The following is a 23,622-nucleotide window of genomic DNA, read 5'->3' on the forward strand; positions in this document are numbered from 1 at the left end:
TAAAGCAATTCGATTGCATCAAAAACTTACAGTTTTGTTTACAAAACGACAACTTTCGCACAAAATTCGATTAATTAGATTAATTGACCTAAATCAATTATCTCATCTAGGCCTCAAGCTTGGCAATTAGTTGGTCCAATTTGTGAGGCTCATCAAGACTTATCGTCAATTTCGCTTTTCCGTTTGCAGAACGGGTCAGAGAAACTTTTGCATCAAGCAGCTGACTCAATTTATGCGACATTTGCTCAGCTTCGGTATCTTCTTGTTGCCCTTTTTGCTCATTTTGTGGGGCTAAGCACTTTTTTACTAACTGTTCGGTTTGGCGAACAGTCATTTGCTTTTTCGCGACTTGTTGAGCAACCTCTACCTGCTGTTCACCCTGCAAGGCCAATAGCGCTCGCGCATGACCCATTTCTAGCAATTTATCCGCAACCAAGCTTTTCACATCGGACTCAAGCTGGTTTAAACGTAACAAGTTACTGACCGTCGTTCTCGACTTACCAATCACTTCTGCGACTTGTTGATGCGTAAGCGTAAATTCGTCTTGTAAGCGCTCAAGCGCTTGTGCTTCTTCAATCACATTCAAGTCTTCACGTTGAATGTTCTCAATCAACGCCATGGCAATCGCCGCGCGATCTTCGACTTTCTTCACCAAACACGGCACGCGTTTTAAACCAGCCTGCCTTGCCGCACGCCAGCGGCGCTCACCTGCGATGATCTCAAACTGGCCGCTTTCAACCTGGCGAACCACGATTGGCTGAATAATGCCTTGTGACTGAATCGAAGCCGCTAATTCTTCTAGCGCTTCAGGCGCCATATCTTTACGCGGTTGGTATACGCCCGGTTGCAATTGACCAATCGCTAAGTCGGTTAACTCACCGTCTGCCGATAATTCTTGGCTATGCGATGCAATATGCTGTTTTTCACGAGCAAACGAACTGGTCGACAATAACGCATCCAGTCCTTTTCCGAGACCACGCTTAGACATGGGATTGAATTCCTTAGGTTAGAGTTAAACTGGGATTTCTTCGCGGCGGAGCATTTCGCCCGCTAGAGCAAGATACGCTTTGGCCCCTGCAGAGTACTTATCGTAGTACATCGCTGGTTTACCGTGACTTGGCGCTTCAGCCAAACGTACATTACGCGGAATGACGGTACGGTAAACTTTATTGCCAAAGTGTTTTTTAAGTTGATCGGACACTTCATTCGATAGGCGGTTGCGCGGGTCGTACATAGTACGCAGTAAACCTTCGATTTTGAGGTTTTCATTAACCACAGCCGCTAACTTGCTGATTGTGTCCATAAGAGCAGTTAAACCTTCTAACGCAAAGTATTCACATTGCATCGGCACCAGCACAGAATCAGCTGCCGCCATCGCATTGATTGTAAGAAGGTTTAGAGAAGGAGGACAATCAATAAAGATGAAATCATAGTTATCGCGAACTGACGACAATGCATTTTTTAAACGCACTTCGCGAGCGAACACTTCCATCAATTTGATCTCTGCCGCGGTTACGTCACCGTTCGCCGCGATCAAATCATACTTCCCTGTGGTTTGGGTACATACGACTTGATCGAACGGTGTATCTTCGACCAAAAGATCGTATGCGGTGGCATCGACCATATATTTATCCACGCCACTGGCCATCGTAGCATTGCCTTGCGGGTCGAGATCGATCACCAAAACCTTGCGCTTTGTTGCCGCCATCGAAGCCGCTAAGTTAATGCACGTTGTTGTTTTGCCGACCCCACCTTTCTGGTTGGCGATTGCTACAATTTTACCCACGATTACCTCGCTAATTTTCCTTGCGCGATAAGATTACTAGATGACGATCACCTTCCAACTCAGGAACAGCTAAAGATATGATCTCTGTCACACTGCACCATTCAGGAAGCTGATCCATTTCATCTTTAGGGTGCTGTCCTTTCAGCGCTAGAAACACCCCATGCTCTTGTTTCGGCAAATGGTGGCACCATTCCACCATGTCTGTCATTGAAGCAAAAGCTCGACTCAAAACGCCATCAAATTTTTCTTCAGGTTGGAATTCTTCGACGCGACTTTGAATTGGTGTCACGTTTTTCAGCCCTAATGTGTGCACGACCTGCTTGATAAAACGGATGCGTTTGCCAAGACTGTCGAGCAAGAAGAAGGTCTTCTCAGGGTTCATGATTGCCAAAGGTATGCCCGGTAAGCCCGGACCAGTACCAACATCAATAAAGCGCTCACCGGGCAGGTGTGCGCTCACCACGATGCTATCAAGAATATGTTTCACTAACATATCAAGCGGATCGCGCACCGACGTTAAGTTGTACGCTTTGTTCCACTTGTCGAGCAGTTCGACGTAACCGACCAATTGCTCTCTTTGTTGCTCTGACACTTCTAAATCGGTTTTCGCGATCAGTGAGTCCAGTTTTGTTCGCAATGCGCTCATTTTATTCTTCCTCACCTTTCTTCAGCAAACCATGCTTTTTCAAGTGAACAAGAAGAATAGAGATTGCTGCAGGCGTAATACCAGAAATGCGCGATGCAATACCGATGCTCTCTGGTTTGGCCTCACTCAGTTTAGCAACGACTTCGTTTGATAAACCTTTTACATCGCGGTAATCCAAATCTGCGGGTAGCTTGGTATTTTCGTGACGCAATGATTTTTCGATTTCTTCCTGCTGACGCTTGATGTAACCATCGTATTTTACTTGAATTTCAACTTGCTCAGCCGCTTGCTGATCTTCAAGTGCAGGAGCAAACGCTTCAAGTTGCGTCAGTTGCGAATAAGTGATCTCTGGACGACGCAGAAGATCCTCACCACTCGCTTCACGTGCCATTGGGGTTTTCAGCAGCTTGTTCAGCTCATCAACGCCTTCTGATTTCGGATTCATCCACGTTGATTTCAAACGCTGACGTTCCGTTTCCATGTTATTGATTTTCTCGTTAAAGCGAGCCCAACGAACATCGTCAATCAAGCCTAACTCGCGTGCTTTTTCCGTTAAACGTAAATCGGCGTTATCTTCACGTAGCAACAAGCGGTATTCCGCACGAGAAGTGAACATGCGGTACGGTTCTTTCGTACCCATGGTCGATAAATCATCAATCAATACGCCCATATAAGCTTGGTCACGTCGTGGGCTCCAGCCTTCTTTGTCTTGGCTGTACAAGCTTGCGTTTAGACCCGCCATCAAGCCTTGCGCTGCGGCTTCTTCGTAACCAGTCGTACCATTAATCTGACCAGCAAAGAACAGACCATGAATAAACTTGGTTTCGTACGTTTGCTTCAAATCACGTGGATCGAAGAAATCGTATTCAATCGCATAACCAGGACGAACGATATGCGCATTTTCAAAGCCTTTCATTGAGCGAACGATTTGTACTTGCACATCAAATGGCAAGCTAGTCGAGATACCGTTAGGGTATAGCTCGTGCGTCGTTAAACCTTCTGGCTCAATGAAGATTTGGTGGCTATTTTTATCCGCAAAACGCATCACTTTGTCTTCAATCGACGGGCAGTAACGCGGACCAATGCCTTCAATCACACCTGCGTACATCGGACTGCGATCCAAGTTGCTACGGATCACGTCGTGCGTTTGCTCATTGGTGTGCGTAATAAAACATGGGATCTGACGCGGGTGTTGTTCGCGTTTACCCATGAATGAAAATACAGGGGTAGGGTTATCACCGTGCTGAGCTTCAAGCACTGAAAAATCAACAGTGCGAGCATCAATGCGCGGTGGGGTACCCGTTTTTAAACGATCCACACGGAATGGCAGCTCACGTAATCGATCCGCTAATGCGATCGACGGTGGATCCCCTGCACGTCCGCCTGAAGAGCTCTCCATGCCAATGTGGATCTTACCACCAAGGAACGTACCTACCGTTAGTACGACGGCTTTCGCATGGAAGCGAAGTCCCATTTGAGTCACCACGCCAACCGCGCGGTCTTGCTCAACAATCAGATCATCCACTGACTGCTGGAACAGCGTTAAGTTAGGTGCATTTTCTAATGCGTTACGGACGTACGCTTTGTACAGAGCACGATCCGCTTGAGCTCGAGTCGCCCGAACTGCAGGACCTTTGGAGGCATTTAGTGTACGGAATTGAATACCTGCATGGTCGATGGCTTCAGCCATCAAACCGCCCATAGCATCCACTTCTTTTACTAAGTGACCTTTACCAATACCACCAATCGCCGGGTTACAAGACATCTGGCCTAATGTATCGATGTTATGGGTAAGGAGAAGCGTTTTTTGTCCTGTGCGTGCAGATGCGAGCGCGGCTTCCGTTCCTGCGTGTCCGCCACCGACAACAATGACGTCAAAGTTTTCGTGATAAAGCATGAACTGACCTCAGGTATTCAAAGGGATTTAATGGACAGATAAAGGAGCAGTATTTTACCTGCTTTATGCCACAGAGAAAAACGTTTTCTCGTTTTATCCGTTTTAAGCTTCAAGATAAATATATATAAGATCTATATATATGATCTTTTATTAGATCTACTATTAGGATCGACCGTTTCTGTGGATAACCTAAAAATGATCAACAAGATCATGGATCTTCTTTGGATCATATCTTGTGATCATGATTGGATCAGATCGAGGATTACCTGGGATCAAAAGTGGTAGTTATACACAGAGGGTAAAATTGATCAAAGTTGTTATTGGGATAACTAAAGGAAAATCACTGGATCTTATCGTAGTTATCCACAGCTCGTTTGATTGGTTTTTGAGCAGTTAAACAAAATAATTTGACGGGAGTTATTCACATTGGGGAAAACAGAGCCGAATTTCGACTCTGTTGAAGGGAAAGCGGGGAGCTTAAAAGCGTTCGATATTCTCTTTTAACCATGCCTCAGCGGCGTCTTCGGGTACTGCATGGCTCAGTACATCAATCTTAAGACAATCAGCGAGCGGTGTGGCACCAATGTCCTCTAGTAAATCATAAGCGTGTTGACCAGCGGCGCAGAACGTATCATAGCTTGAATCACCAATCGCAATCACTGCGAACTTTACGTCGGTCATTTTCGGCGGGGTATTTTGTAATGCCGCGATAAAAGGTTGAATATTGTCAGGGTACTCACCAGCCCCATGGGTTGAGGTGATCACCAACCACGTTCCTTGATTTTCGATCTCATCGAGGGATGGCTGATTGTGGATCGTTGTTTCAAATCCATTCTCGTTGAGTAGATCACTCAGGTGATCCCCTACGTATTCTGCGCCACCTAGCGTGCTGCCTGTAATAATGTGGATCATACTTCTTCCTTATTGAATGCGACGGCTAAAGCTCATGGATGGCTTGCCGTACAAAAAGAAACGCGGTGTGAGTTAAGCTCAGCACCGCGCGTTCGATTATTTACTTCCCGATACAGAATGAAGAGAAGATTCGGCCCAGTAAGTCGTCAGAACTGAACTCGCCGGTAATCTCGTTGAGATGCTGTTGGGTGATGCGCAGCTCTTCTGCCAGTATCTCACCAGCCATATAGCCTTCAAGCTGTTCTTGGCCTATTTGAAGGTGCTGTGCGGCGCGTTCCAACGCATCGAGGTGACGGCGACGAGCCATAAAGCCACCTTCACTGTTGCCTGAGAAGCCCATGCATTCTTTTAGGTGTTCACGCAGAGCTTCAACCCCTGCACCAGTTTTCGCTGACAAGCGGATGAGGGTAGGGTTATTGACGTGGCAGATCCCCATTTCTTCACCCGTTTGATCCGCTTTGTTTCGGATCACGGTTATGCCGATATTGTCGGGTAGGCGATCCACAAAGTCTGGCCAGATATCTTTCGGATCGGTGGCATCGGTTGTGGTGCCATCCACCATGAACAAGACGCGGTCTGCTTGAGCTATTTCATCCCACGCGCGCTCGATACCGATTTTCTCGACTTCGTCGGAGGCATCACGCAGACCTGCTGTATCAATGATGTGCAGTGGCATTCCATCAATGTGGATATGCTCACGCAGGACGTCACGCGTGGTACCTGCGATGTCGGTTACGATTGCAGACTCTTTGCCTGATAGCGCGTTCAGTAGGCTTGATTTGCCCGCATTTGGACGGCCTGCAATCACGACTTTCATCCCTTCACGCATGATCGCGCCTTGGTTGGCTTCTTTACGCACCGCATCTAGGTTGTCGATGATGGCTTGTAGGTCACCAGCCACTTTACCGTCGGCCAAAAAGTCGATTTCTTCTTCTGGGAAGTCGATGGCTGCCTCAACATAGATACGCAAATGAATCAGCGACTCAACTAAGGTATTAATGCGCCCTGAAAAGGCGCCCTGTAAGGATTGCAACGCCGATTTTGCTGCTTCTTCAGAACTTGCATCAATGAGGTCTGCAATTGCTTCTGCTTGAGCGAGGTCGAGTTTATCGTTCAGGAACGCGCGTTCAGAGAACTCACCAGGGCGAGCTGCTCGAATACCATCAATACCTAGAATGCGTTTTATCAGCATATCCATCACGACAGGGCCGCCATGGCCTTGCAGTTCAAGTACGTCTTCACCTGTAAATGAGTGCGGGTTAGGGAAGTACAGAGCGATGCCCTGATCAAGCACAGTGCCATCTTCTGACTTAAATGGCAGGTACTCTGCATAGCGGGGCTTTAGTGTCTTACCCGTGACTTCTAACGCCACTTGGTTGGCTTTAGGGCCTGATACTCGAATAATACCGACACCGCCACGACCAGGCGCGGTCGCTTGAGCGACAATCGTATCTGTAGTCATAATTTTGCCTTTTGAGCTGGGCTCAAATTGAGCCATAACTTTAGTTAGCTGAATTGTAATCAGCCAAAAACAAAAAGGCGACCTTTTGGCCGCCTTTCTCAATCATTTCCTAAAAGGTTACTTGCTGTGTAAGCCTTTTTTCTCTAACCCTTTGTAGATCAGAGTTTGCTGGATAAGCGTTACGATGTTCGACACCAACCAGTACAGAACTAGGCCTGATGGGAAGAACAAGAAGAAGAAGGTAAACATAACCGGCATAAAGGTCATGATCTTCTGCTGCATTGGATCCGTTACTGTTGTCGGGCTCATCTTCTGGATTAGGAACATAGACGCACCCATCAATAGCGGCAGGATGTAGTAAGGGTCCTGCGCTGACAAGTCGTGAATCCAACCAAAGAATGGTGAGTGACGAAGCTCTACCGATTCCATTAGCGCCCAGTATAGTGCGATGAAGATAGGCATCTGTAGGATAAGAGGTAAACAGCCACCGAGTGGGTTCACTTTCTCTTTCTTGTACAGTTCCATCATTTCTTGGCTCATGCGCTGACGGTCATCACCGATACGCTCACGCATTGCTTGCAGCTTAGGCTGTAGCATACGCATTTTCGCCATAGACGTGTATTGCGCTTTTGTTAGTGGGTACATTGCACCACGAACGATGAAGGTCAGACAGATGATTGCCACACCCCAGTTACCAACAAAGCTCTGGATGAATGAAAGCAACATATGAAGAGGCTTCGCAATGAACCATAACCAGCCGTAGTCCACTACTAGGTCTAGGTTAGGTGCCACTTCTGCCATTTCATCTTGCAGTTTTGGACCAACCCAAAGTGTTGCTTCAAACTTAGCCTGATCGCCTGTTGCGATAGTTTTGTTCGGCATACGAACGCCGATGTCGCCTAGGTTGCCAATTACACGAGTGTATAGGTTAGTACCTGGTTCGTTACGTGGGATCCAAGCTGCGGCAAAGTAGTGCTGAATCATTGCTGCCCAACCTTGGCCATCGGCTAGGTTAAGAGACAGGTTGCGATCCTGCATATCATCAAAGCTGTACTTCTTGTAACGCGTATCTTCTGTTGAGTATGCGCCACCACGGTAAGTAGGCATTGTGATGCTACCACCATCGTCCATTAGGTTTTGACGTAGGTGAGCGTACATACCAAATGTTGCGTTATTGCCTGAGTTGTTCACTACATCGTATTCAACATTAAGCGCGTAGCTGCCGCGTTTAAAGATGTAAGTTTTGGTGTATTCGATGCCGTTTGCAGTGAATGTCATCGGAACACGAAGTTCATCTTGACCGTCAGCTAGAGTGAAGCTGTCTGCACTTACGTTGTAGTGAGGGCGATTTGTGCTGCTCAAGTCGATACCTTGAGGACCCACTAGACCGCTTTGAGCGATAAATTGGTGACCTTGAGCGTCTTTAAGCAGAACAAAAGAATCTGATGAATCTAACTCAGCAGAGTATTCGTTAAGGTTGGCATGTACCACATCGCCACCAACGGTGTCGATCGACAGAGTTAAAACATCAGTCGTTACTGTGATAGTTTTTGCAGAAGCTTGCTGTTGGCCAGGAACTGGGTCAAGTTCATCAGCAAAAGATGGTGCAGGTAGAGTGCTGCTTGATTGAGCCTGTTCAACTGCTTGAGGTTCTGGATTCTTTGCAACTTGCCATTGTTGAAACAGCAAAAAAGAAACCAGGGCCAAACCGATGAGCAGGATATTACGTTGAGAATCCATCGTTAGTTATCTCTGTCTTGTTTTTGGACTGGTGGAACGGGGTCATACCCCCCTTCATTCAAAGGGTGGCATTTTAATAGACGTTTGCCTGATAACCAACATCCTTTTACAAAACCGTGAGCTCTCAAAGCTTCTAGCGCGTAAGTGGAACAAGTTGGTGTGAACCGGCAACGAGGACCAATCAAAGGGCTGATAAACCAGCGATACAGATAAACGAGCCCAATGGCTATCCACGTGAAGGGCGAGACAGGCGTTGCCATAGCTTATCAAACAACTTAAAAATTTCCTCATTGCTTAAATCTTGCGCGCTTTTCTTCGCAATCACAACAAAATCTTTGTTTGGAAGCTGATGTTGATTGTTACGAAAGCTTTCACGAGCCAAACGCTTAAATCGGTTACGACCGACAGCCGTTTTGATTTGCTTTTTTGGAACCGCTAAACCTAATCGTGGATGAGAAAGTTTGTTATTGCGAGCAATGATGGTGAAATGAGGCGAGCCAGCTCGATGAGCTTGCTGGAAGACGTTTTGATAATGCTCGGGAGTTAACAAACGTAACTCCCGATTAAACGCGTACGTGTTCAAAATAAACTAGCGATTATTTTGATAGGCGCGCACGGCCTTTTGCACGACGTGCGTTGATAACTTTACGACCGTTCTTAGTTGCCATGCGAGCACGGAAGCCGTGAGTACGCTTGCGCTTTAGAACTGTAGGTTGAAAAGTGCGTTTCATGATAATTACCTTTACTGATCAGTAGTTTTAGGTTCTTGTTAAACCCGGCGTGGGTATTTGCTTTCTTATATAAAGAAGCTCTTTATATAGAGAAGGACAACCGACGCCTCTCAACAAAGAGGCGGAATTGTAATCACACTCACATAATGTGTCAATGACTCAATGAGTACGAAATTCCGGCCGGGCGATTATACGTAGTGTGAGTAAAATCTCAAGGATCAATCGATCCTGATGCTTGATCGTTACTCTATTCCTACTTGGTTAAGGAATTTTTTCAAACGAGGATCTTGTGGATTATCGAAGATATCCTGTGGAGAACCTTGCTCTACGATATTGCCTTCCGCCATGAAGATCACTCTATCAGCGACTTCTTTCGCGAATTGCATCTCGTGCGTCACCACCAGCATGGTTTGATGCTGATTAGCTAACTTCTTCATTAATGAGAGAACTTCACCGACCCATTCAGGATCCAGCGCAGAAGTTGGTTCGTCAAATAACAGCAGTTCTGGTTGCAGCGCCATCGCTCGGCCGATACCCACACGTTGTTGTTGGCCGCCAGACAATGCCGCTGGATAACTATCGCCTTTATCCCCAAGGCCGATGTCATCCAGAATTTGTTGCGCTCGTTTGAGAGCATCGGCTTTTTTCCAACCTCGAACGGTCACTAGACCTTCGGCAATGTTCTGGCGCGCATTCATATGGGCAAACAGGGCATAGTTTTGGAACACAAAGCCAGTTCGACGACGCAGCGCTAATACTTCGGCTTTAGTGTGGTTTTGAGTATCAACAGAGACGTCATCTATCGTGATACGACCTTCATCTGCCTGTTCTAGAAAGTTCACCGTACGCAGCAAGGTTGATTTACCCGTGCCACTTGAGCCGATAATTACGATGATCTCACCTTGCTTAATATCGAGGTTGATGCCTTTCAGCACTTCAGTCTCACCAAAACGTTTGTGAATATTTTCTAACTTAATCATCGTACGTACGCCTTATTCAGTTTTGCTTCTGCCCAGATTTGTACGCGAGTCAGAATTACCACCACGCCCCAGTAAATAAGAGCAACCGCAAGGAAAGCTTCAAAGAAACGGAAACTTGATGAGGCTTCCATCTGTGCTTTCGCCATGATTTCGGCCACACCAAGCGTAAAGGCGAGAGACGTTGACTTGATCATATCGATGAAATAGTTCATCAGTGAAGGCAGCGCTACGCGGGTTGCTTGAGGCAAAATGACGCGGCGCATTGCTTGGGATGTTGTCATGCCCACCGATAAGCTCGCTTCCATTTGACTACGATCAATACCAATAATGGCGGCACGAATGCTTTCCGCCATATAAGCGGCAAAGTGCAGCGTTAAACCGATCACCGCTGCTGAGAAGGCATCAATACCCACCATCAATGGGAAAATTTGTGGTAAGCCGTAATAAAGCAGGAAAAGCTGAACTAGGAGAGGGGTGCCACGGAAGAAGCTGATGTACAGTTGGCTTAATTGATCCAGAACTGGCAGTTTAAATACGCGAATATTGGCTAAAATAACGGATAAAATCAGTGAAAACACCAATCCCCACGTCGCCATTTCCATGGTAGTGCCAAGATATTTCAGCAATATCGGCAGCAGTTCCAACATGTAATTAAAGTCAAATCCCATACGGCTTACCTAAAGGCTAGAGAAAAGAAAAGGTGGAAAACAAGTTCCACCTTTACGTAAGTTTATTTTAGTCCGAGAGTGATACCACTTTGCGGCCTAAAGTACAAAGAGTTCTTATTTCGTGATGTCAGCGCCAAACCACTTCACGGAAATTTTCTCTACTGTACCATCTGCGCGCATCTCAGCCAGTGCTTTGTTTACTTCTTCTTGCAGCTTACGACCTTTCTCGTTGTCAACGAAAGGCCATGCGTTTTGAATGGTCTCAAACGGTTCGCCTGCCAATTCCAGAGGAAGGCCAGTTTTCTTAATCAGCTCTAACGCAGAAAGACGATCCATTACAAACGCGTCTGCACGACCGAGCGCCACGTCATGTTCGATACCTGTGTCGTACGTTTTAATGTTGATCTTGCCGTCTTTGTCGTATTGACGCAGCAGTTGCTCGAAGTTAGATCCTAGGTTCACCGCAACGGTTTTACCCGCGAGATCGTCAACACCTTTAATGCTGTCGTTACCTTTACGCACGGTAATTTGTGCGCCATCTACAACGTAAGGGTCAGCAAATAGGTATTTGGCTTTACGCTCATCAGTCATGGTGATTTGGTTGGAGATCGTATCGATGCGACCGGTTTCTAGCAGACCAAATAAACCAGAGAAGTTAGCGGTTACGTATTCGATTTTGTAATCGTTGCGTTTGCCGATTTCATCCCACATGTCGACTTCAAAGCCTTGTAGCTTATCTTGCTTTACAAAAGTAAACGGGAAGTAGCGACCTGACATACCAACTTTGACTTCAGTAGCGGCTTGTACGGTTGCTGCCGACAGTGCAATGGCTGCAACGGCAACCTTAATCCAGTTTTTCATAATACATCTCCATAATTTTATGGTTGGAAATACTACTGTTAGTTAGCTCAATTAAATAAATAACCAAGAGCAATAACCTAGACCTGTGAGTTATTAGATAATAGAAGAAGAATGTTAAATGTGACGAAAATGCGAACTGAACCAGGGGAAATGATCGACAAAATCAGCATTGGGAATAAAATAATACACAGACTTATCACCAATCACTCGATCTTGTGAATTTTGCCCAATTGTGGATCGTTGTGTGGGCAAATTTGGGGCAAGGTGTGTTGATCTCATCAAGTTTGCAGAAATAATTGTGAATAACTTGGATCTTATTCACTGGATCGTCGATCAATCGCTGGCGATCTTGGTTATCAACAGGTAAAATTGCCAGTCTTTTCCGATAATTCAATTACTCAGTGGGGGCACCGTGTCATCTTCGCTTTGGCTGCAATGTTTGCAGCAGCTTCAAGAAGAGCTACCAGCTACAGAATTCAGCATGTGGGTTCGTCCGCTACAAGCGGAGCTCAATGACAATACTCTCACTCTATTCGCGCCAAACCGCTTTGTGTTGGACTGGGTGCGTGATAAGTATCTGAACAATATTACTCGCTTACTGCAGGAATACTGTGGTGGCGACATTCCTAACTTACGCTTTGAAGTGGGGAGCCGACCTGTCTCTGCTCCAAAACCAGCGCCGACACGTACGCCTGCAGATGTGGCTGCGGAGTCATCTGCACCTGCGCAATTACAGGCACGTAAGCCAGTACACAAAACCTGGGATGACGACGCTCAAGCGATTGCGGCGATCAATCACCGCTCAAACATGAACCCAAAACACAAGTTCGACAACTTTGTTGAAGGTAAGTCGAACCAACTGGGTTTGGCTGCGGCGCGTCAGGTATCGGATAACCCAGGTGCAGCTTACAACCCACTATTCCTATACGGCGGCACGGGTTTGGGTAAAACCCACTTATTGCATGCGGTGGGTAACGCGATTGTGGATAACAACCCGAACGCGAAAGTGGTCTACATGCACTCAGAGCGTTTTGTGCAAGACATGGTAAAAGCGCTGCAAAACAATGCGATTGAAGAATTCAAACGCTACTACCGCAGTGTGGATGCACTCCTTATCGATGACATCCAATTCTTTGCTAATAAAGAACGTTCGCAAGAAGAATTCTTCCATACCTTCAACGCACTATTGGAAGGTAACCAGCAGATCATCTTAACGTCTGACCGTTATCCTAAAGAGATTAATGGCGTTGAAGATCGTCTTAAATCTCGCTTTGGTTGGGGTCTTACTGTTGCGATCGAGCCGCCTGAGCTTGAAACGCGTGTGGCGATCTTGATGAAAAAAGCCGAAGATCACCAAATCCACCTTGCTGATGAAGTGGCATTCTTTATTGCCAAGCGTCTGCGTTCGAACGTTCGTGAGCTAGAAGGTGCACTGAACCGCGTTATCGCTAACGCGAACTTTACTGGCCGCCCAATTACGATTGATTTTGTTCGTGAAGCGCTGCGCGATCTGCTCGCTCTGCAAGAGAAGCTGGTGACGATCGACAACATTCAAAAGACGGTGGCGGAATACTACAAGATAAAAGTGGCTGACTTGCTGTCCAAACGTCGCTCTCGTTCTGTAGCGCGTCCTCGTCAGCTGGCCATGGCGTTAGCAAAAGAGCTAACCAACCACAGCCTGCCTGAAATTGGTGATGCGTTTGGTGGCCGCGATCATACGACCGTACTTCATGCGTGTCGCAAGATTGAGCAGCTGCGTGAAGAGAGCCACGATATTAAAGAAGATTACTCTAACTTGATTCGCACCCTGTCCTCGTAATCGGTTAGAATAACGGTATTCTAAGCAAATCATTTATTGAGCTGACAGCGTAAAGAGCCAAGCATGAAATTTACCATTGAACGTAGTCATTTAATCAAACCGCTACAGCAGGTTTCGGGCGCTTTAGGTGGCCGACCAACTCTGCCAATCCTGGGTAACCTACTTCTTAAAGTAGAAGAGAACGTATTGTCGATGACGGCAACCGATCTTGAAGTAGAGTTAGTAAGCAAAGTGACGCTAGAAGGTGATTTTGAAGCGGGCTGCATTACCGTTCCTTCGCGTAAGTTTCTCGATATCTGCCGTGGTTTACCGGACGATGCGATCATCACATTTGTATTAGAAGGTGATCGCGTACAAGTTCGCTCTGGTCGCAGCCGTTTCTCATTGGCAACGCTTCCTGCGAACGATTTCCCTAATATTGAAGATTGGCAAAGTGAAGTGGAAGTATCACTGAGCCAAGCCGATCTACGTACGCTGATCGACAAAACTCAGTTCTCGATGGCGAATCAAGACGTTCGTTACTACCTCAACGGCATGTTGTTTGAAATTGACGGTACCACGCTACGCAGCGTGGCGACGGACGGCCACCGTATGGCGGTATCGCAAACTCAGCTGGGTGCGGATTTTGCGCAGAAGCAAATCATCGTGCCACGCAAAGGTGTGCAAGAATTAGTGAAGTTGATGGACGCGCCAGAGCAACCTGTAGTACTTCAGATCGGTAGCTCCAATGTTCGTGCTGAGGTGAATAACTTTACTTTTACCTCTAAGTTGGTTGATGGTCGTTTCCCTGACTACCGCCGCGTATTGCCTCAGAGCACCAATAAGACCCTAATAGCAAGTTGTGACGAGTTGCGCCAAGCCTTCTCTCGTGCTGCGATTCTTTCCAACGAAAAATTCCGTGGCGTGCGTGTGAATCTGGCTGATACTGAAATGCGCATAACCGCGAATAACCCAGAACAAGAAGAAGCGGAAGAGATGCTTGATGTGACCTTTGAAGGTGACGCCATCGAAATCGGCTTTAACGTAAGCTATGTGCTTGATGTTCTGAACACGTTGCGTTGTGAAAATGTACGTGTGTCGATGTCGGATGCTAACGCTAGCGCATTGATTGAAAATGCCGACGATGACAGTGCCATGTACGTGGTGATGCCAATTCGTCTATAAGCCAACTGAATGCCTCTTTCTCGTCTCATCATTCAGCAGTTTCGAAACATTAAAGCCTGTGATATTGAGTTATCAGCAGGCTTTAACTTTCTTATCGGGCCGAACGGCAGCGGTAAAACCAGTGTCTTAGAAGCGGTTTACCTGCTCGGGCATGGCCGCTCATTCAAGAGTTCTCTCACCGGACGAGTGATACAAAATGAGTGTGACGAACTGTTTGTTCATGGTCGTTTTTTGAACTCGGATCAATTTGAGCTACCTATCGGCATTAATAAGCAGCGTGATGGCTCAACAGAGGTTAAAATAGGCGGTCAATCTGGACAAAAATTAGCGCAGTTGGCACAAGTTCTGCCTCTGCAGTTGATACACCCAGAAGGGTTTGATTTACTAACAGATGGCCCTAAACATCGTCGCGCGTTTATTGATTGGGGCGTGTTTCATACCGAGCCCGCTTTTTATCAAGCATGGGGAAGGTTCAAGCGCCTGAACAAGCAGCGCAACGCGCTGTTGAAAACCGCCAATAGTTATCGTGAGCTCAGTTATTGGGATCAGGAAATGGCAGGGTTGGCTGAAAACATCAGCCAATGGCGAGCAAGTTACATCGAGCAGATGAAAACCGTCGCAGAAACTATCTGTCAGACATTTTTGCCAGAATTTGAGATCCAATTGAAGTATTATCGTGGCTGGGATAAAGACACCCCATACCACGAGATACTAGAAAAGAATTTTGAGCGTGATCAGGCATTGGGATACACCTTTAGTGGCCCAAACAAAGCTGATTTGCGCATTAAAGTGAACGGAACGCCCGTTGAAGATGTTCTGTCACGCGGTCAATTAAAACTCATGGTGTGTGCATTGCGTGTCGCGCAAGGGCAACACCTGACAGAGATGACCGGTAAACAATGCATTTACCTAATTGATGACTTCGCGTCGGAATTAGATAGCCAACGTCGCAAGCGTCTTGCTGACTGCTTAAAAGAGACGGGCGCACAAGTATTTGTAAGCTCTATCACTGAAAGCCAAATCGCCGATATGTTGGACGATAACGGTAAATTGTTTCATGTGGAACATGGCAGGATAGAGTCAAACTAGAAGAGAGAAACTCATGTCTGAAAATTACGATTCATCGAGTATTAAGGTACTGAAGGGTCTGGATGCGGTACGTAAGCGTCCAGGAATGTACATCGGCGATACGGACGACGGCACCGGCCTTCACCACATGGTTTTCGAGGTGGTGGATAACTCAATTGATGAAGCGTTGGCAGGTCACTGTAAAGACATCGTTGTGACAATTCATGAGGATAACTCGGTTTCCGTTAGCGATGATGGTCGTGGCATTCCAACAGAAATCCACTCAGAGGAAAATGTCTCTGCAGCAGAAGTAATCATGACAGTACTTCACGCGGGTGGTAAGTTCGACGATAACTCATACAAAGTATCGGGTGGTCTTCACGGGGTAGGTGTTTCAGTGGTAAACGCGCTATCTGAGAAAGTTGAGCTGACGATTCATCGTGGTGGCCATATCCATACGCAAACCTACCGCCATGGTGAGCCTCAAGCGCCACTAGCCGTTGTGGGTGATACGGATAAAACCGGTACGCAAATTCGTTTCTGGCCAAGTGCCGAGACCTTCTCTAACACTGAGTTCCACTATGACATTCTGGCGAAACGCCTGCGTGAACTGTCATTCCTGAACTCTGGTGTATCGATCAAATTGGTTGATGAGCGTGAAGCGGACAAACATGATCACTTCATGTATGAAGGTGGTATTCAAGCGTTCGTTGATCACCTAAACACCAACAAAACGCCAATCATCGAAAAAATCTTCCACTTTAACTCAGAGCGTGAAGACGGCATTTCAGTTGAAGTGGCGATGCAATGGAACGATGGTTTCCAAGAGAATATCTTCTGTTTTACCAACAATATCCCACAGCGTGATGGTGGTACTCACCTTGCTGGTTTCCGTGCTGCGTTAACACGTACATTGAACAGCTTTATGGATAAAGAAGGTTTCTCTAAGAAAGCAAAAACAGCGACTTCAGGCGACGATGCGCGTGAAGGTCTAACTGCGGTTGTTTCGGTGAAAGTGCCAGATCCTAAGTTCTCAAGCCAAACAAAAGACAAACTGGTTTCTTCTGAAGTGAAATCAGCTGTTGAGTCTGCAATGGGTGAAAAACTGTCTGAGTTCCTGATTGAGAACCCGACAGAAGCGAAGATGGTTTGTTCGAAAATCATCGATGCAGCACGTGCACGTGAAGCAGCGCGTAAAGCTCGTGAAATGACGCGCCGTAAAGGTGCACTAGATCTAGCTGGCCTTCCAGGTAAACTTGCAGACTGTCAGGAAAAAGATCCGGCACTCTCTGAACTATACATAGTGGAGGGTGATTCGGCAGGCGGCTCCGCAAAACAAGGCCGTAACCGTAAGAACCAAGCAATCCTACCGCTAAAAGGTAAGATTCTTAACGTAGAAAAAGCACGTTTCGACAAGATGCTGTCTTCGCAAGAAGTGGCTACTCTGATCACTGCACTTGGTTGTGGTATCGGTCGTGACGAGTACAACCCGGACAAGCTGCGTTACCACAACATCATCATCATGACCGATGCCGATGTCGATGGTTCGCACATCCGTACGCTACTATTGACCTTCTTCTACCGTCAAATGCCAGAGCTTATCGAGCGTGGTTACGTGTACATCGCTCAGCCACCACTTTACAAAGTGAAAAAAGGCAAACAAGAGCAGTACATCAAAGACGAAGAAGCGATGAACCAATACCAAGTATCATTGGCTCTGGATAATGCATCGCTACACGTAAACGCAGAAGCACCAGCATTGGCAGGTGAAGCACTAGAGAAGCTTGTTCAACAGTACAATGCGGGGATTAAACTGGCGGAACGTATGAGCCGTCGTTACCCAAGTGCTTTGGTAAACGAGTTGATTTACACTCCTCGTCTAACGCCTGAGCAATGCCATGACGCATCAGTTGTTGAAGCGTGGACGAAGCAGCTTATTGAGCAGCTGAATGCGAAAGAAGTGGGCGCGAGCCAATACAGCTACGAAGTTGAACAGCACGAAGAACTAGGCTTAAACTTGCCTAAGATCGTGGTTCGTACTCACGGTGTGACGCACGAACATGCAATTAGCATCGATTTCCTAAACTCGAAAGAGTACGGCAAATTGGCTGATCTATCAGAAGCACTGGATGGGCTTCTGGAAGAAGGCGCGTACATCAAACGTGGTGAGCGTACGATGCCAGTAGCAAGCTTTGCAGAAGCGCTTGATTGGTTGGTTAAAGAATCAATGCGTGGTCTGAGTCGTCAGCGTTACAAAGGTCTAGGTGAGATGAACCCAGATCAGCTGTGGGAAACGACTATGGACCCAGAAACGCGTCGCATGATGCAAGTAACGATTGAGGATGCGGTAGGTGCAGACCAATTGTTCACAACACTAATGGGTGACCAAGTAGAACCTCGTCGTAACTTCATCGAAGAAAACGCGCTGAAAGTAGCGAACTTAGACGTGTAACGACAACTTGTCTTAATAGAAAAAAGCAGCGAGAAATCGCTGCTTTTTTTTGTTTTAACCACCAATGAAAATCGCCACTTTCTGCCAAGACTTTGGCTTTTCTGGTGCTAACTGCCAATAACCTGATCAAGCTTGCCATTTTATTTCTGTTTTCTTTTTTTCTCGCCATTTTGTTCGCTTGGGCGCTTTTGCTTTCTTTTTTCTGCTCGCTATAGTGCTGAAGAGCTGACGAATAAGGAGGTTGAGAAAATGGTGATGACTTTCCTGAACTAAGCCGGAGGTGATGCACTTCCGGTTCAATGCACTGAATTTATTTGTAAGACAAGGCATTAAGAAGGAAATAATCATGTTTGAACGCTGGTTCTCGGCGTACTGTTTGGCGCTGCGAACTTGGTGGTTAACCAGTCGCTTTTTAACCTATCAATCACCACTAAGGTTGTTATCGCTATTTGAAACCTGCGAGCAACAGGCCCATTGCCGTAACCGAGCTCGTATTGCGGTTGGGGACACGGTTCGCTTAGTGGATGTTGAGCGTGCTTATCAATATCGCATGACGTTAGTCAACTCGCACAAGAGCCAACCGATGACAGGTATGCTCGCGGTCGATTCTTATTTGGGATCCCGTTTATTAGGGCGAGCTAAAAATGATGCGTTCGAAATAGAAATTTTTAATCAGCGACGCTGCTTTGTGATTACTGAAATTGTTCATCAATCGCAGCCACCAGCGCAGAAAATGCTGTGTGGCTGTCTGTTGTGTCAATAAATAGAGGTGAAGTCATGAGTAAGAAAGACAAGAAACAACCACAGTTGAGTCTGAAAGAAAAGCGTAAGTTAAAACAGGAAAAAGCGGCAGAAAAGAGCGTTGTAAAAGCTCGTAAATCCTCCCGCAAGTAGAGTGCAGATTGAGCCCACCAGAAAGGTGGGTTTTTTAATACCGATTGCAAAGCGAGAGTAAACTGACCTTTCTGGGGAGATAGCGAGCGCACTTAAAATTTTTTATTTTTTCCCTTGAAAGTCATTTTTGATGACCTTATATCTAGTTGTGAAGAGGATGACTGGCTTGCTAGAGACTAGAAGACAGCCCTCTGGAATCGCTAAAACGAGATCGCTCAAAAGAGGATATGGCGTTTTAGCACACAACTTAAACCTTTAGATTTCCTATCATGTCTCCGAGCCAAATGATGGCCTGCGGAATGATAAGAATCTCTTAGCTCGGCGTTGGTTTTTGCATAAACACGCCTGTGAGATGAACGTCATCTGAGCTAAGACTATTGCTTAATTAAGAGGATAGATTTATGCGTAACGTAGATTTCTCACCACTATACCGTAATGCAATTGGCTTTGATCGTCTGCTAAACCTGATGGAAGCGAATACAGCGAAAAATACTTCTGGCGGTTACCCTCCGTACAACATTGAGCAAAAAGACGAGCATAACTACCGTATTACTATGGCAGTTGCTGGCTTCTCTGAAGACCAACTCGATCTGACTCAAAACGAAAACATGTTGATTGTGAAGGGCGAACGCAAAGCAGAAGAAGGCAAAAACTACGTGTACCAAGGCATTGCTGAGCGCGACTTTGAACGTAAATTCCAGCTAGCGGATTACGTCAAAGTGACTGGCGCATCAATGGAAAACGGCTTATTACATATTGATTTGGTTCGTGAAATCCCAGAAGCAATGCAACCACGTAAAATTGCTATCGGCAGCAACAACCTGCTAGAAAATAACTAATCAGCAAGTAATTTGCTTATAGAGTGAGAAAGAGCGCCAAGTGGCGCTCTTTTTAATTTGTGTCTTTGATGTGGGAGTTTGCTTTACTGACCTTGTTGGTAAGCCTTTTCAACTTCTTCCGCGATAATCGCAATGCCTTTTTGCATCATCTCATCGTCTTGAACGTAGTTCATACGCAGGCATTGGTGCGCGTGATCCCACTCGTCTTGCTGACCAATAAAGAAATATTCACCAGGGACAATCAATACGCCACGCGCTTTCAAGCGTTGGTACAGTTCCATTGTTGTTATTGGCAGTTCATCAAACCACAACCACAAGAAGATCGCCCCTTCCGGTTTGTGAATACGGAAGCGCTCATCGGTAATCGCTTCTTGCAGCAGTTCAACCGCACGTTGCGACTTCTGCTTGTAAAACGGCTTAATCACCTCTGAACTCAGTTTAAGCAAGTCGCCTTTAGCGATGATGTGGTTTGCCAGCGCTGGACCCACACTGCCTGGTGCTAGGCTGATGATGCCGTTCATATTGGTTAACGCTTGAGTGATTTCTTCACTCGCAATCACAATCCCGCAACGCACGCCAGGCAAGCCAAGTTTGGATAGGCTCATGCACAAGATGGTGTTTTCATTCCAGAACGGTTCGACATCTTCAAAGATGATGTTCGGGAACGGCAAGCCGTAGGCGTTATCGATGATCAGTGGGATGTTGTTTTCACGTGCGAGTTTGTCCAGTTTACGCACTTCTTCGTCTGTCAGTACGTTACCCGTTGGGTTGGTTGGGCGAGATGCGCAGATTGCCGCAACAGAATCGTCGACGGTTAGCTGTTCAAAATCGACGTGGTATTTAAACAATCCGTTATCTAACAGCTCGATTTCTGGGTGGTAAGAGACAAAAATATCTTCATCAATGCCAGCATCACCATAGCCGATGTACTCAGGCGCGATAGGCAGTAGCACCTTCTTATGCGAACCGTCTGGCTGTTTACCTGCGAGTAAGTTGAACAAGTAGAAGAAGCCACTTTGGCTGCCGTTAGTTAGGCTGATGTTCTTCTCTGAAATCTCCCAACCGTAAGTTTCACGGAATAACTGAGCCAGCGCTTTCACGAACGCATCTTTACCCTGCGGCCCATCGTAGTTGGCGAGTGCGGCGACGAGTTCGCCACTGGCGAGCATTTCCTCACTGGCTTGGTGAAAGTAATCGAGCATGGCAGGAATGGCGGCTGGGTTACCTCCACCGAGCATGATGGCACCTGGTGTGCGTAGACCATCATTCAAATCGTCCATTAACTGCGTGATACCTGAATACTGATTAAATTTTTCACCAAACTTTGAGAACTGCATGCTGACTGATACCTAATTCATTGTGATTGCTTATGTGTATTGAATGCTGATGAAACATCAGCTTATAGAGTAATACTTGACCTTACCCTAATGTTATTACGACGCAAAGTGTGAATTTACTCGAAGAAGAAAAAAGTTTGTCATCAGACCAGATGATGGGGATATGAGCAGTGAACAGAAAAGGGAAGCGAAATGCTTCCCTTGCTGGTGGAGTGAATCGGCTATTCGCCAGTGTAGACGATCAGCACTTTGTCGTCGTGGTATTGGCGCTCGAACGCGTAATACCCTTCTTGATTGCGAGTGATGTGTTTGCCTTGCGCAACCGCTGGGTGGCGTTGACGGAACTCGCCGAGTTTTTGCCAATGTTGCAGCAAGTCTTCACGTTCGCCATGAATCTTATCCCATGGCATATCAGAGCGAGTACCTTGAGTAGGGTCGGAACCGGTAATACCAAAATCACGAGCAATCTCATCGCCGTAATAGATTTGCACTGCACCCGGCGTCAGCATTAGTGCATTGGCAGCGCGTGCTTGGTCATCGAAGCTGCGGCTGCGTGCCGACCAAAACAGTTGAGTATCGTGCGAAGACAGGTAACTCAACACGTTGAACTCAGGATCTGTATTGATGCGCTCTGCATAGCGGCGATAATCGCTATCGAGTTGAGCGAAGCACTTCAGCGCTTTTGGTGCCACATCAGATTGGAACTCGAAGTTGATGATGGAATCGAAGCCGTTATCGAAATACGGGCTTTTCACCACGCTGTGTGCCCATACTTCACCCGTCATCCAGAAAGGTAGGTCATCCAAGGCTTTGTCTGGGTTGTTTTGCTTCCACTGGGCAAGCGCTTGAGTGGTGCTGGCTTTCAGCTCTGCCCACGCTTCCATTTCAACGTGTTTGGCAGTGTCGACGCGGAAGCCATCAATGCCGTAGTCGCGCACCCAATCGGATAACCAGGTAATGAGGTGTTCACGCGGGGTTTGCAACTCATCTTGCGCATTGGTGTCTTTATTGCGGAAGAAGTTTGGTAAGCCAGTTTTCTGAGTCGATTCGGTTTTGAGATCTGGTAGGTAGTTTAAAGACATGGTTATGTCGTTGTAGCCCGGAGCATCGTAGTCGCCAATGTCGGTACGAATCCAATCTTTGCCCCACCATTTATCCCACGCTTCGCTATCACCGTATTTGATGTAGTCGTTGAAGCTGTGCCAGCTTTGTCCTGATTTTGGCTGCCAGTCGGTCCATTTTTCACCAAGGACTTCTTTGGCTTCTTGGTCATCTAGGTAAAGCTGACCAAAGCCGAATTCCTGCATGTCTGCTAATGTCGCATAACCTGTGTGGTTCATGACTACATCCCAAATCACGCGGATGCCTTTCTTGTGAGCGGTATCGACGAAGGTTCTGAGTTCATCTTCGGTACCCATGTTGGCATCAAGCTTGGTCCAGTCTTGATGGTAGTAGCCGTGGTAGCCGTAGTGCTTAAAGTCGCCTTTATCGCCGCCGCCAACCCAGCCGTGGATTTGTTCCAGTGGTGAGGTTATCCAGATAGCATTGACACCAAGTGATTCGATGTAATCGAGTTTTTTCGTCAGACCCGCTAAGTCACCACCGTGGAAGGTACCAATCTCATATTTTCCGTCTTTGCTGCGACCGTAGCTGTTGTCGTTGTCTGGGTTGCCGTTATAGAAGCGGTCAGTCATGACGAAGTACACCGTCGCGTTGTCCCAACTGAAAGGTTTTTCGGCTTGCTGCTCAACCTCTTCTAGTAACAACAGACCTTGGCTCATAGTGCCTGGCTGCAAGGTTACGCTGCCATTGGCGACTGTGGCTTCTTGTCCGGTTAAGGCATCACGAACGACAGTGCCATCATTAAAGGTTTGAGCAACGTTGATGGTTTTTGGCACGTCAGTTGCGACAGGGCAAGAGTAGGTGATGTCTTGGTTCTGTTTGGGTTTGAGCCTAACAGTTAGCTCGTTAGTAGTTGGGTTGAGCGTAAACTGATAGGTGTTGGCTTTGAATATGCGCAGCGGCATTTGGGCATCTGTGGCACAATTATCCATTTTCAATGGACGATTGAATTTGATGCGGCTTTCTTCTGCCAAAGCAAAACTACTTCCACAGCTTTGATTACTGTCGGCAATGGTAAAGGTGTAGCTGCCTTTTTCGAGTTTTTGCTCGGCGACAAGTAAGCCGTTAGAGTTTTGTTCGAAGACGGCTGTATCGTCTCCAACGTTTAGTACGATAGCATTTTCTGGAATTTGGCTGCAGGCGCTCAATAGTCCAATAGAGAGTGCGAGAATTGTTTTTTTCATTATGTCCTTCCCCCGAATAAACAGTCCAGTTATAGCAAAACTGTGCCTCTACAATCCGAG

The 23,622-nt window shown here is 46.7% G+C and carries 21 protein-coding genes; 6 read left to right on the forward strand and 15 right to left on the reverse strand.

The window, feature by feature from the left end:
• Positions 1–106 precede the first annotated feature (106 nt).
• From L3V27_RS21505 to L3V27_RS21565, 13 genes are all read right to left on the reverse strand, one after another.
• Positions 107–988 carry a ParB/RepB/Spo0J family partition protein gene (locus L3V27_RS21505; RefSeq protein WP_237312702.1) on the reverse strand — a complete coding sequence of 294 codons (882 nt, stop codon included), beginning with the start codon at positions 986–988 and terminating at the stop codon, positions 107–109.
• A gap of 24 nt (positions 989–1,012) precedes the next feature.
• The gene (locus L3V27_RS21510; RefSeq protein ID WP_005383838.1) at positions 1,013–1,786 is read right to left on the reverse strand and encodes a ParA family protein; all 774 of its coding nucleotides are present in this window, start codon (positions 1,784–1,786) and stop codon (positions 1,013–1,015) included.
• Positions 1,787–1,796: 10 nt separating this feature from the next.
• Positions 1,797–2,432: a 16S rRNA (guanine(527)-N(7))-methyltransferase RsmG gene (gene rsmG, locus L3V27_RS21515; protein WP_005378902.1), complete on the reverse strand. Its 636-nt coding sequence runs from the start codon at positions 2,430–2,432 to the stop codon at positions 1,797–1,799.
• A 1-nt stretch (position 2,433) separates the two neighbouring features.
• On the reverse strand, positions 2,434–4,329 hold the full coding sequence (gene mnmG, locus L3V27_RS21520; protein ID WP_005394094.1) for a tRNA uridine-5-carboxymethylaminomethyl(34) synthesis enzyme MnmG: 1,896 nt from the start codon (positions 4,327–4,329) through the stop codon (positions 2,434–2,436).
• Between the two features lie 477 nt (positions 4,330–4,806).
• The gene (gene mioC / locus L3V27_RS21525; protein ID WP_005394096.1) at positions 4,807–5,241 is read right to left on the reverse strand and encodes an FMN-binding protein MioC; all 435 of its coding nucleotides are present in this window, start codon (positions 5,239–5,241) and stop codon (positions 4,807–4,809) included.
• A 100-nt stretch (positions 5,242–5,341) separates the two neighbouring features.
• Positions 5,342–6,703 (reverse strand): tRNA uridine-5-carboxymethylaminomethyl(34) synthesis GTPase MnmE, encoded by a 1,362-nt coding sequence (mnmE, locus tag L3V27_RS21530; RefSeq protein WP_012841264.1) that lies wholly within the window; start codon positions 6,701–6,703, stop codon positions 5,342–5,344.
• Between the two features lie 117 nt (positions 6,704–6,820).
• On the reverse strand, positions 6,821–8,443 hold the full coding sequence (yidC, locus tag L3V27_RS21535) for a membrane protein insertase YidC (protein ID WP_005394100.1): 1,623 nt from the start codon (positions 8,441–8,443) through the stop codon (positions 6,821–6,823).
• A 2-nt stretch (positions 8,444–8,445) separates the two neighbouring features.
• Complete coding sequence (yidD, locus tag L3V27_RS21540) at positions 8,446–8,703, reverse strand: membrane protein insertion efficiency factor YidD (protein WP_005378822.1); 258 nt, start codon at positions 8,701–8,703, stop codon at positions 8,446–8,448.
• Entirely contained in the window at positions 8,670–8,993 is a 324-nt protein-coding gene (gene rnpA / locus L3V27_RS21545) for a ribonuclease P protein component (RefSeq protein ID WP_005394102.1), read from the reverse strand. Before rnpA ends, yidD begins: the two co-directional genes overlap by 34 nt.
• A gap of 46 nt (positions 8,994–9,039) precedes the next feature.
• Complete coding sequence (gene rpmH / locus L3V27_RS21550) at positions 9,040–9,174, reverse strand: 50S ribosomal protein L34 (RefSeq protein ID WP_005378825.1); 135 nt, start codon at positions 9,172–9,174, stop codon at positions 9,040–9,042.
• A 242-nt stretch (positions 9,175–9,416) separates the two neighbouring features.
• On the reverse strand, positions 9,417–10,154 hold the full coding sequence (locus tag L3V27_RS21555) for an amino acid ABC transporter ATP-binding protein (protein WP_237312703.1): 738 nt from the start codon (positions 10,152–10,154) through the stop codon (positions 9,417–9,419).
• A complete protein-coding gene (locus L3V27_RS21560; RefSeq protein ID WP_005378829.1) occupies positions 10,151–10,822 on the reverse strand; it encodes an amino acid ABC transporter permease in 672 nt (223 codons plus the stop codon). Before L3V27_RS21560 ends, L3V27_RS21555 begins: the two co-directional genes overlap by 4 nt.
• Positions 10,823–10,936: 114 nt before the next feature.
• The gene (locus L3V27_RS21565; protein ID WP_005378831.1) at positions 10,937–11,683 is read right to left on the reverse strand and encodes an amino acid ABC transporter substrate-binding protein; all 747 of its coding nucleotides are present in this window, start codon (positions 11,681–11,683) and stop codon (positions 10,937–10,939) included.
• A 412-nt stretch (positions 11,684–12,095) separates the two neighbouring features.
• On the opposite strand from L3V27_RS21565, the gene dnaA reads away from it, so the two are divergent.
• From dnaA to L3V27_RS21595, 6 genes are all read left to right on the forward strand, one after another.
• A complete protein-coding gene (dnaA, locus tag L3V27_RS21570; RefSeq protein WP_005378835.1) occupies positions 12,096–13,502 on the forward strand; it encodes a chromosomal replication initiator protein DnaA in 1,407 nt (468 codons plus the stop codon).
• A gap of 63 nt (positions 13,503–13,565) precedes the next feature.
• The gene (gene dnaN, locus L3V27_RS21575; protein WP_213971874.1) at positions 13,566–14,666 is read left to right on the forward strand and encodes a DNA polymerase III subunit beta; all 1,101 of its coding nucleotides are present in this window, start codon (positions 13,566–13,568) and stop codon (positions 14,664–14,666) included.
• A gap of 9 nt (positions 14,667–14,675) precedes the next feature.
• Positions 14,676–15,755 (forward strand): DNA replication/repair protein RecF, encoded by a 1,080-nt coding sequence (gene recF / locus L3V27_RS21580; RefSeq protein ID WP_005394107.1) that lies wholly within the window; start codon positions 14,676–14,678, stop codon positions 15,753–15,755.
• Positions 15,756–15,768: 13 nt separating this feature from the next.
• Positions 15,769–18,186, forward strand: a complete 2,418-nt coding sequence (gyrB, locus tag L3V27_RS21585) for a DNA topoisomerase (ATP-hydrolyzing) subunit B (RefSeq protein ID WP_005394109.1) — start codon at positions 15,769–15,771, stop codon at positions 18,184–18,186.
• A 346-nt stretch (positions 18,187–18,532) separates the two neighbouring features.
• Complete coding sequence (locus tag L3V27_RS21590) at positions 18,533–18,949, forward strand: GreA/GreB family elongation factor (RefSeq protein WP_053807522.1); 417 nt, start codon at positions 18,533–18,535, stop codon at positions 18,947–18,949.
• Between the two features lie 532 nt (positions 18,950–19,481).
• On the forward strand, positions 19,482–19,919 hold the full coding sequence (locus L3V27_RS21595; protein ID WP_005394114.1) for an Hsp20 family protein: 438 nt from the start codon (positions 19,482–19,484) through the stop codon (positions 19,917–19,919).
• A gap of 83 nt (positions 19,920–20,002) precedes the next feature.
• Here the strand turns inward: L3V27_RS21595 and L3V27_RS21600 are convergent, their stop codons facing one another.
• Positions 20,003–21,256: a valine--pyruvate transaminase gene (locus tag L3V27_RS21600; protein ID WP_074190067.1), complete on the reverse strand. Its 1,254-nt coding sequence runs from the start codon at positions 21,254–21,256 to the stop codon at positions 20,003–20,005.
• A 221-nt stretch (positions 21,257–21,477) separates the two neighbouring features.
• Positions 21,478–23,562, reverse strand: a complete 2,085-nt coding sequence (locus L3V27_RS21605; protein WP_237312704.1) for an alpha-amylase — start codon at positions 23,560–23,562, stop codon at positions 21,478–21,480.
• Positions 23,563–23,622: the final 60 nt, after the last annotated feature.

This window comes from Vibrio sp. J2-3(2022) (genome assembly GCF_021725735.1).
GTDB classification, from domain to species: Bacteria; Pseudomonadota; Gammaproteobacteria; order Enterobacterales; family Vibrionaceae; genus Vibrio; species Vibrio diabolicus.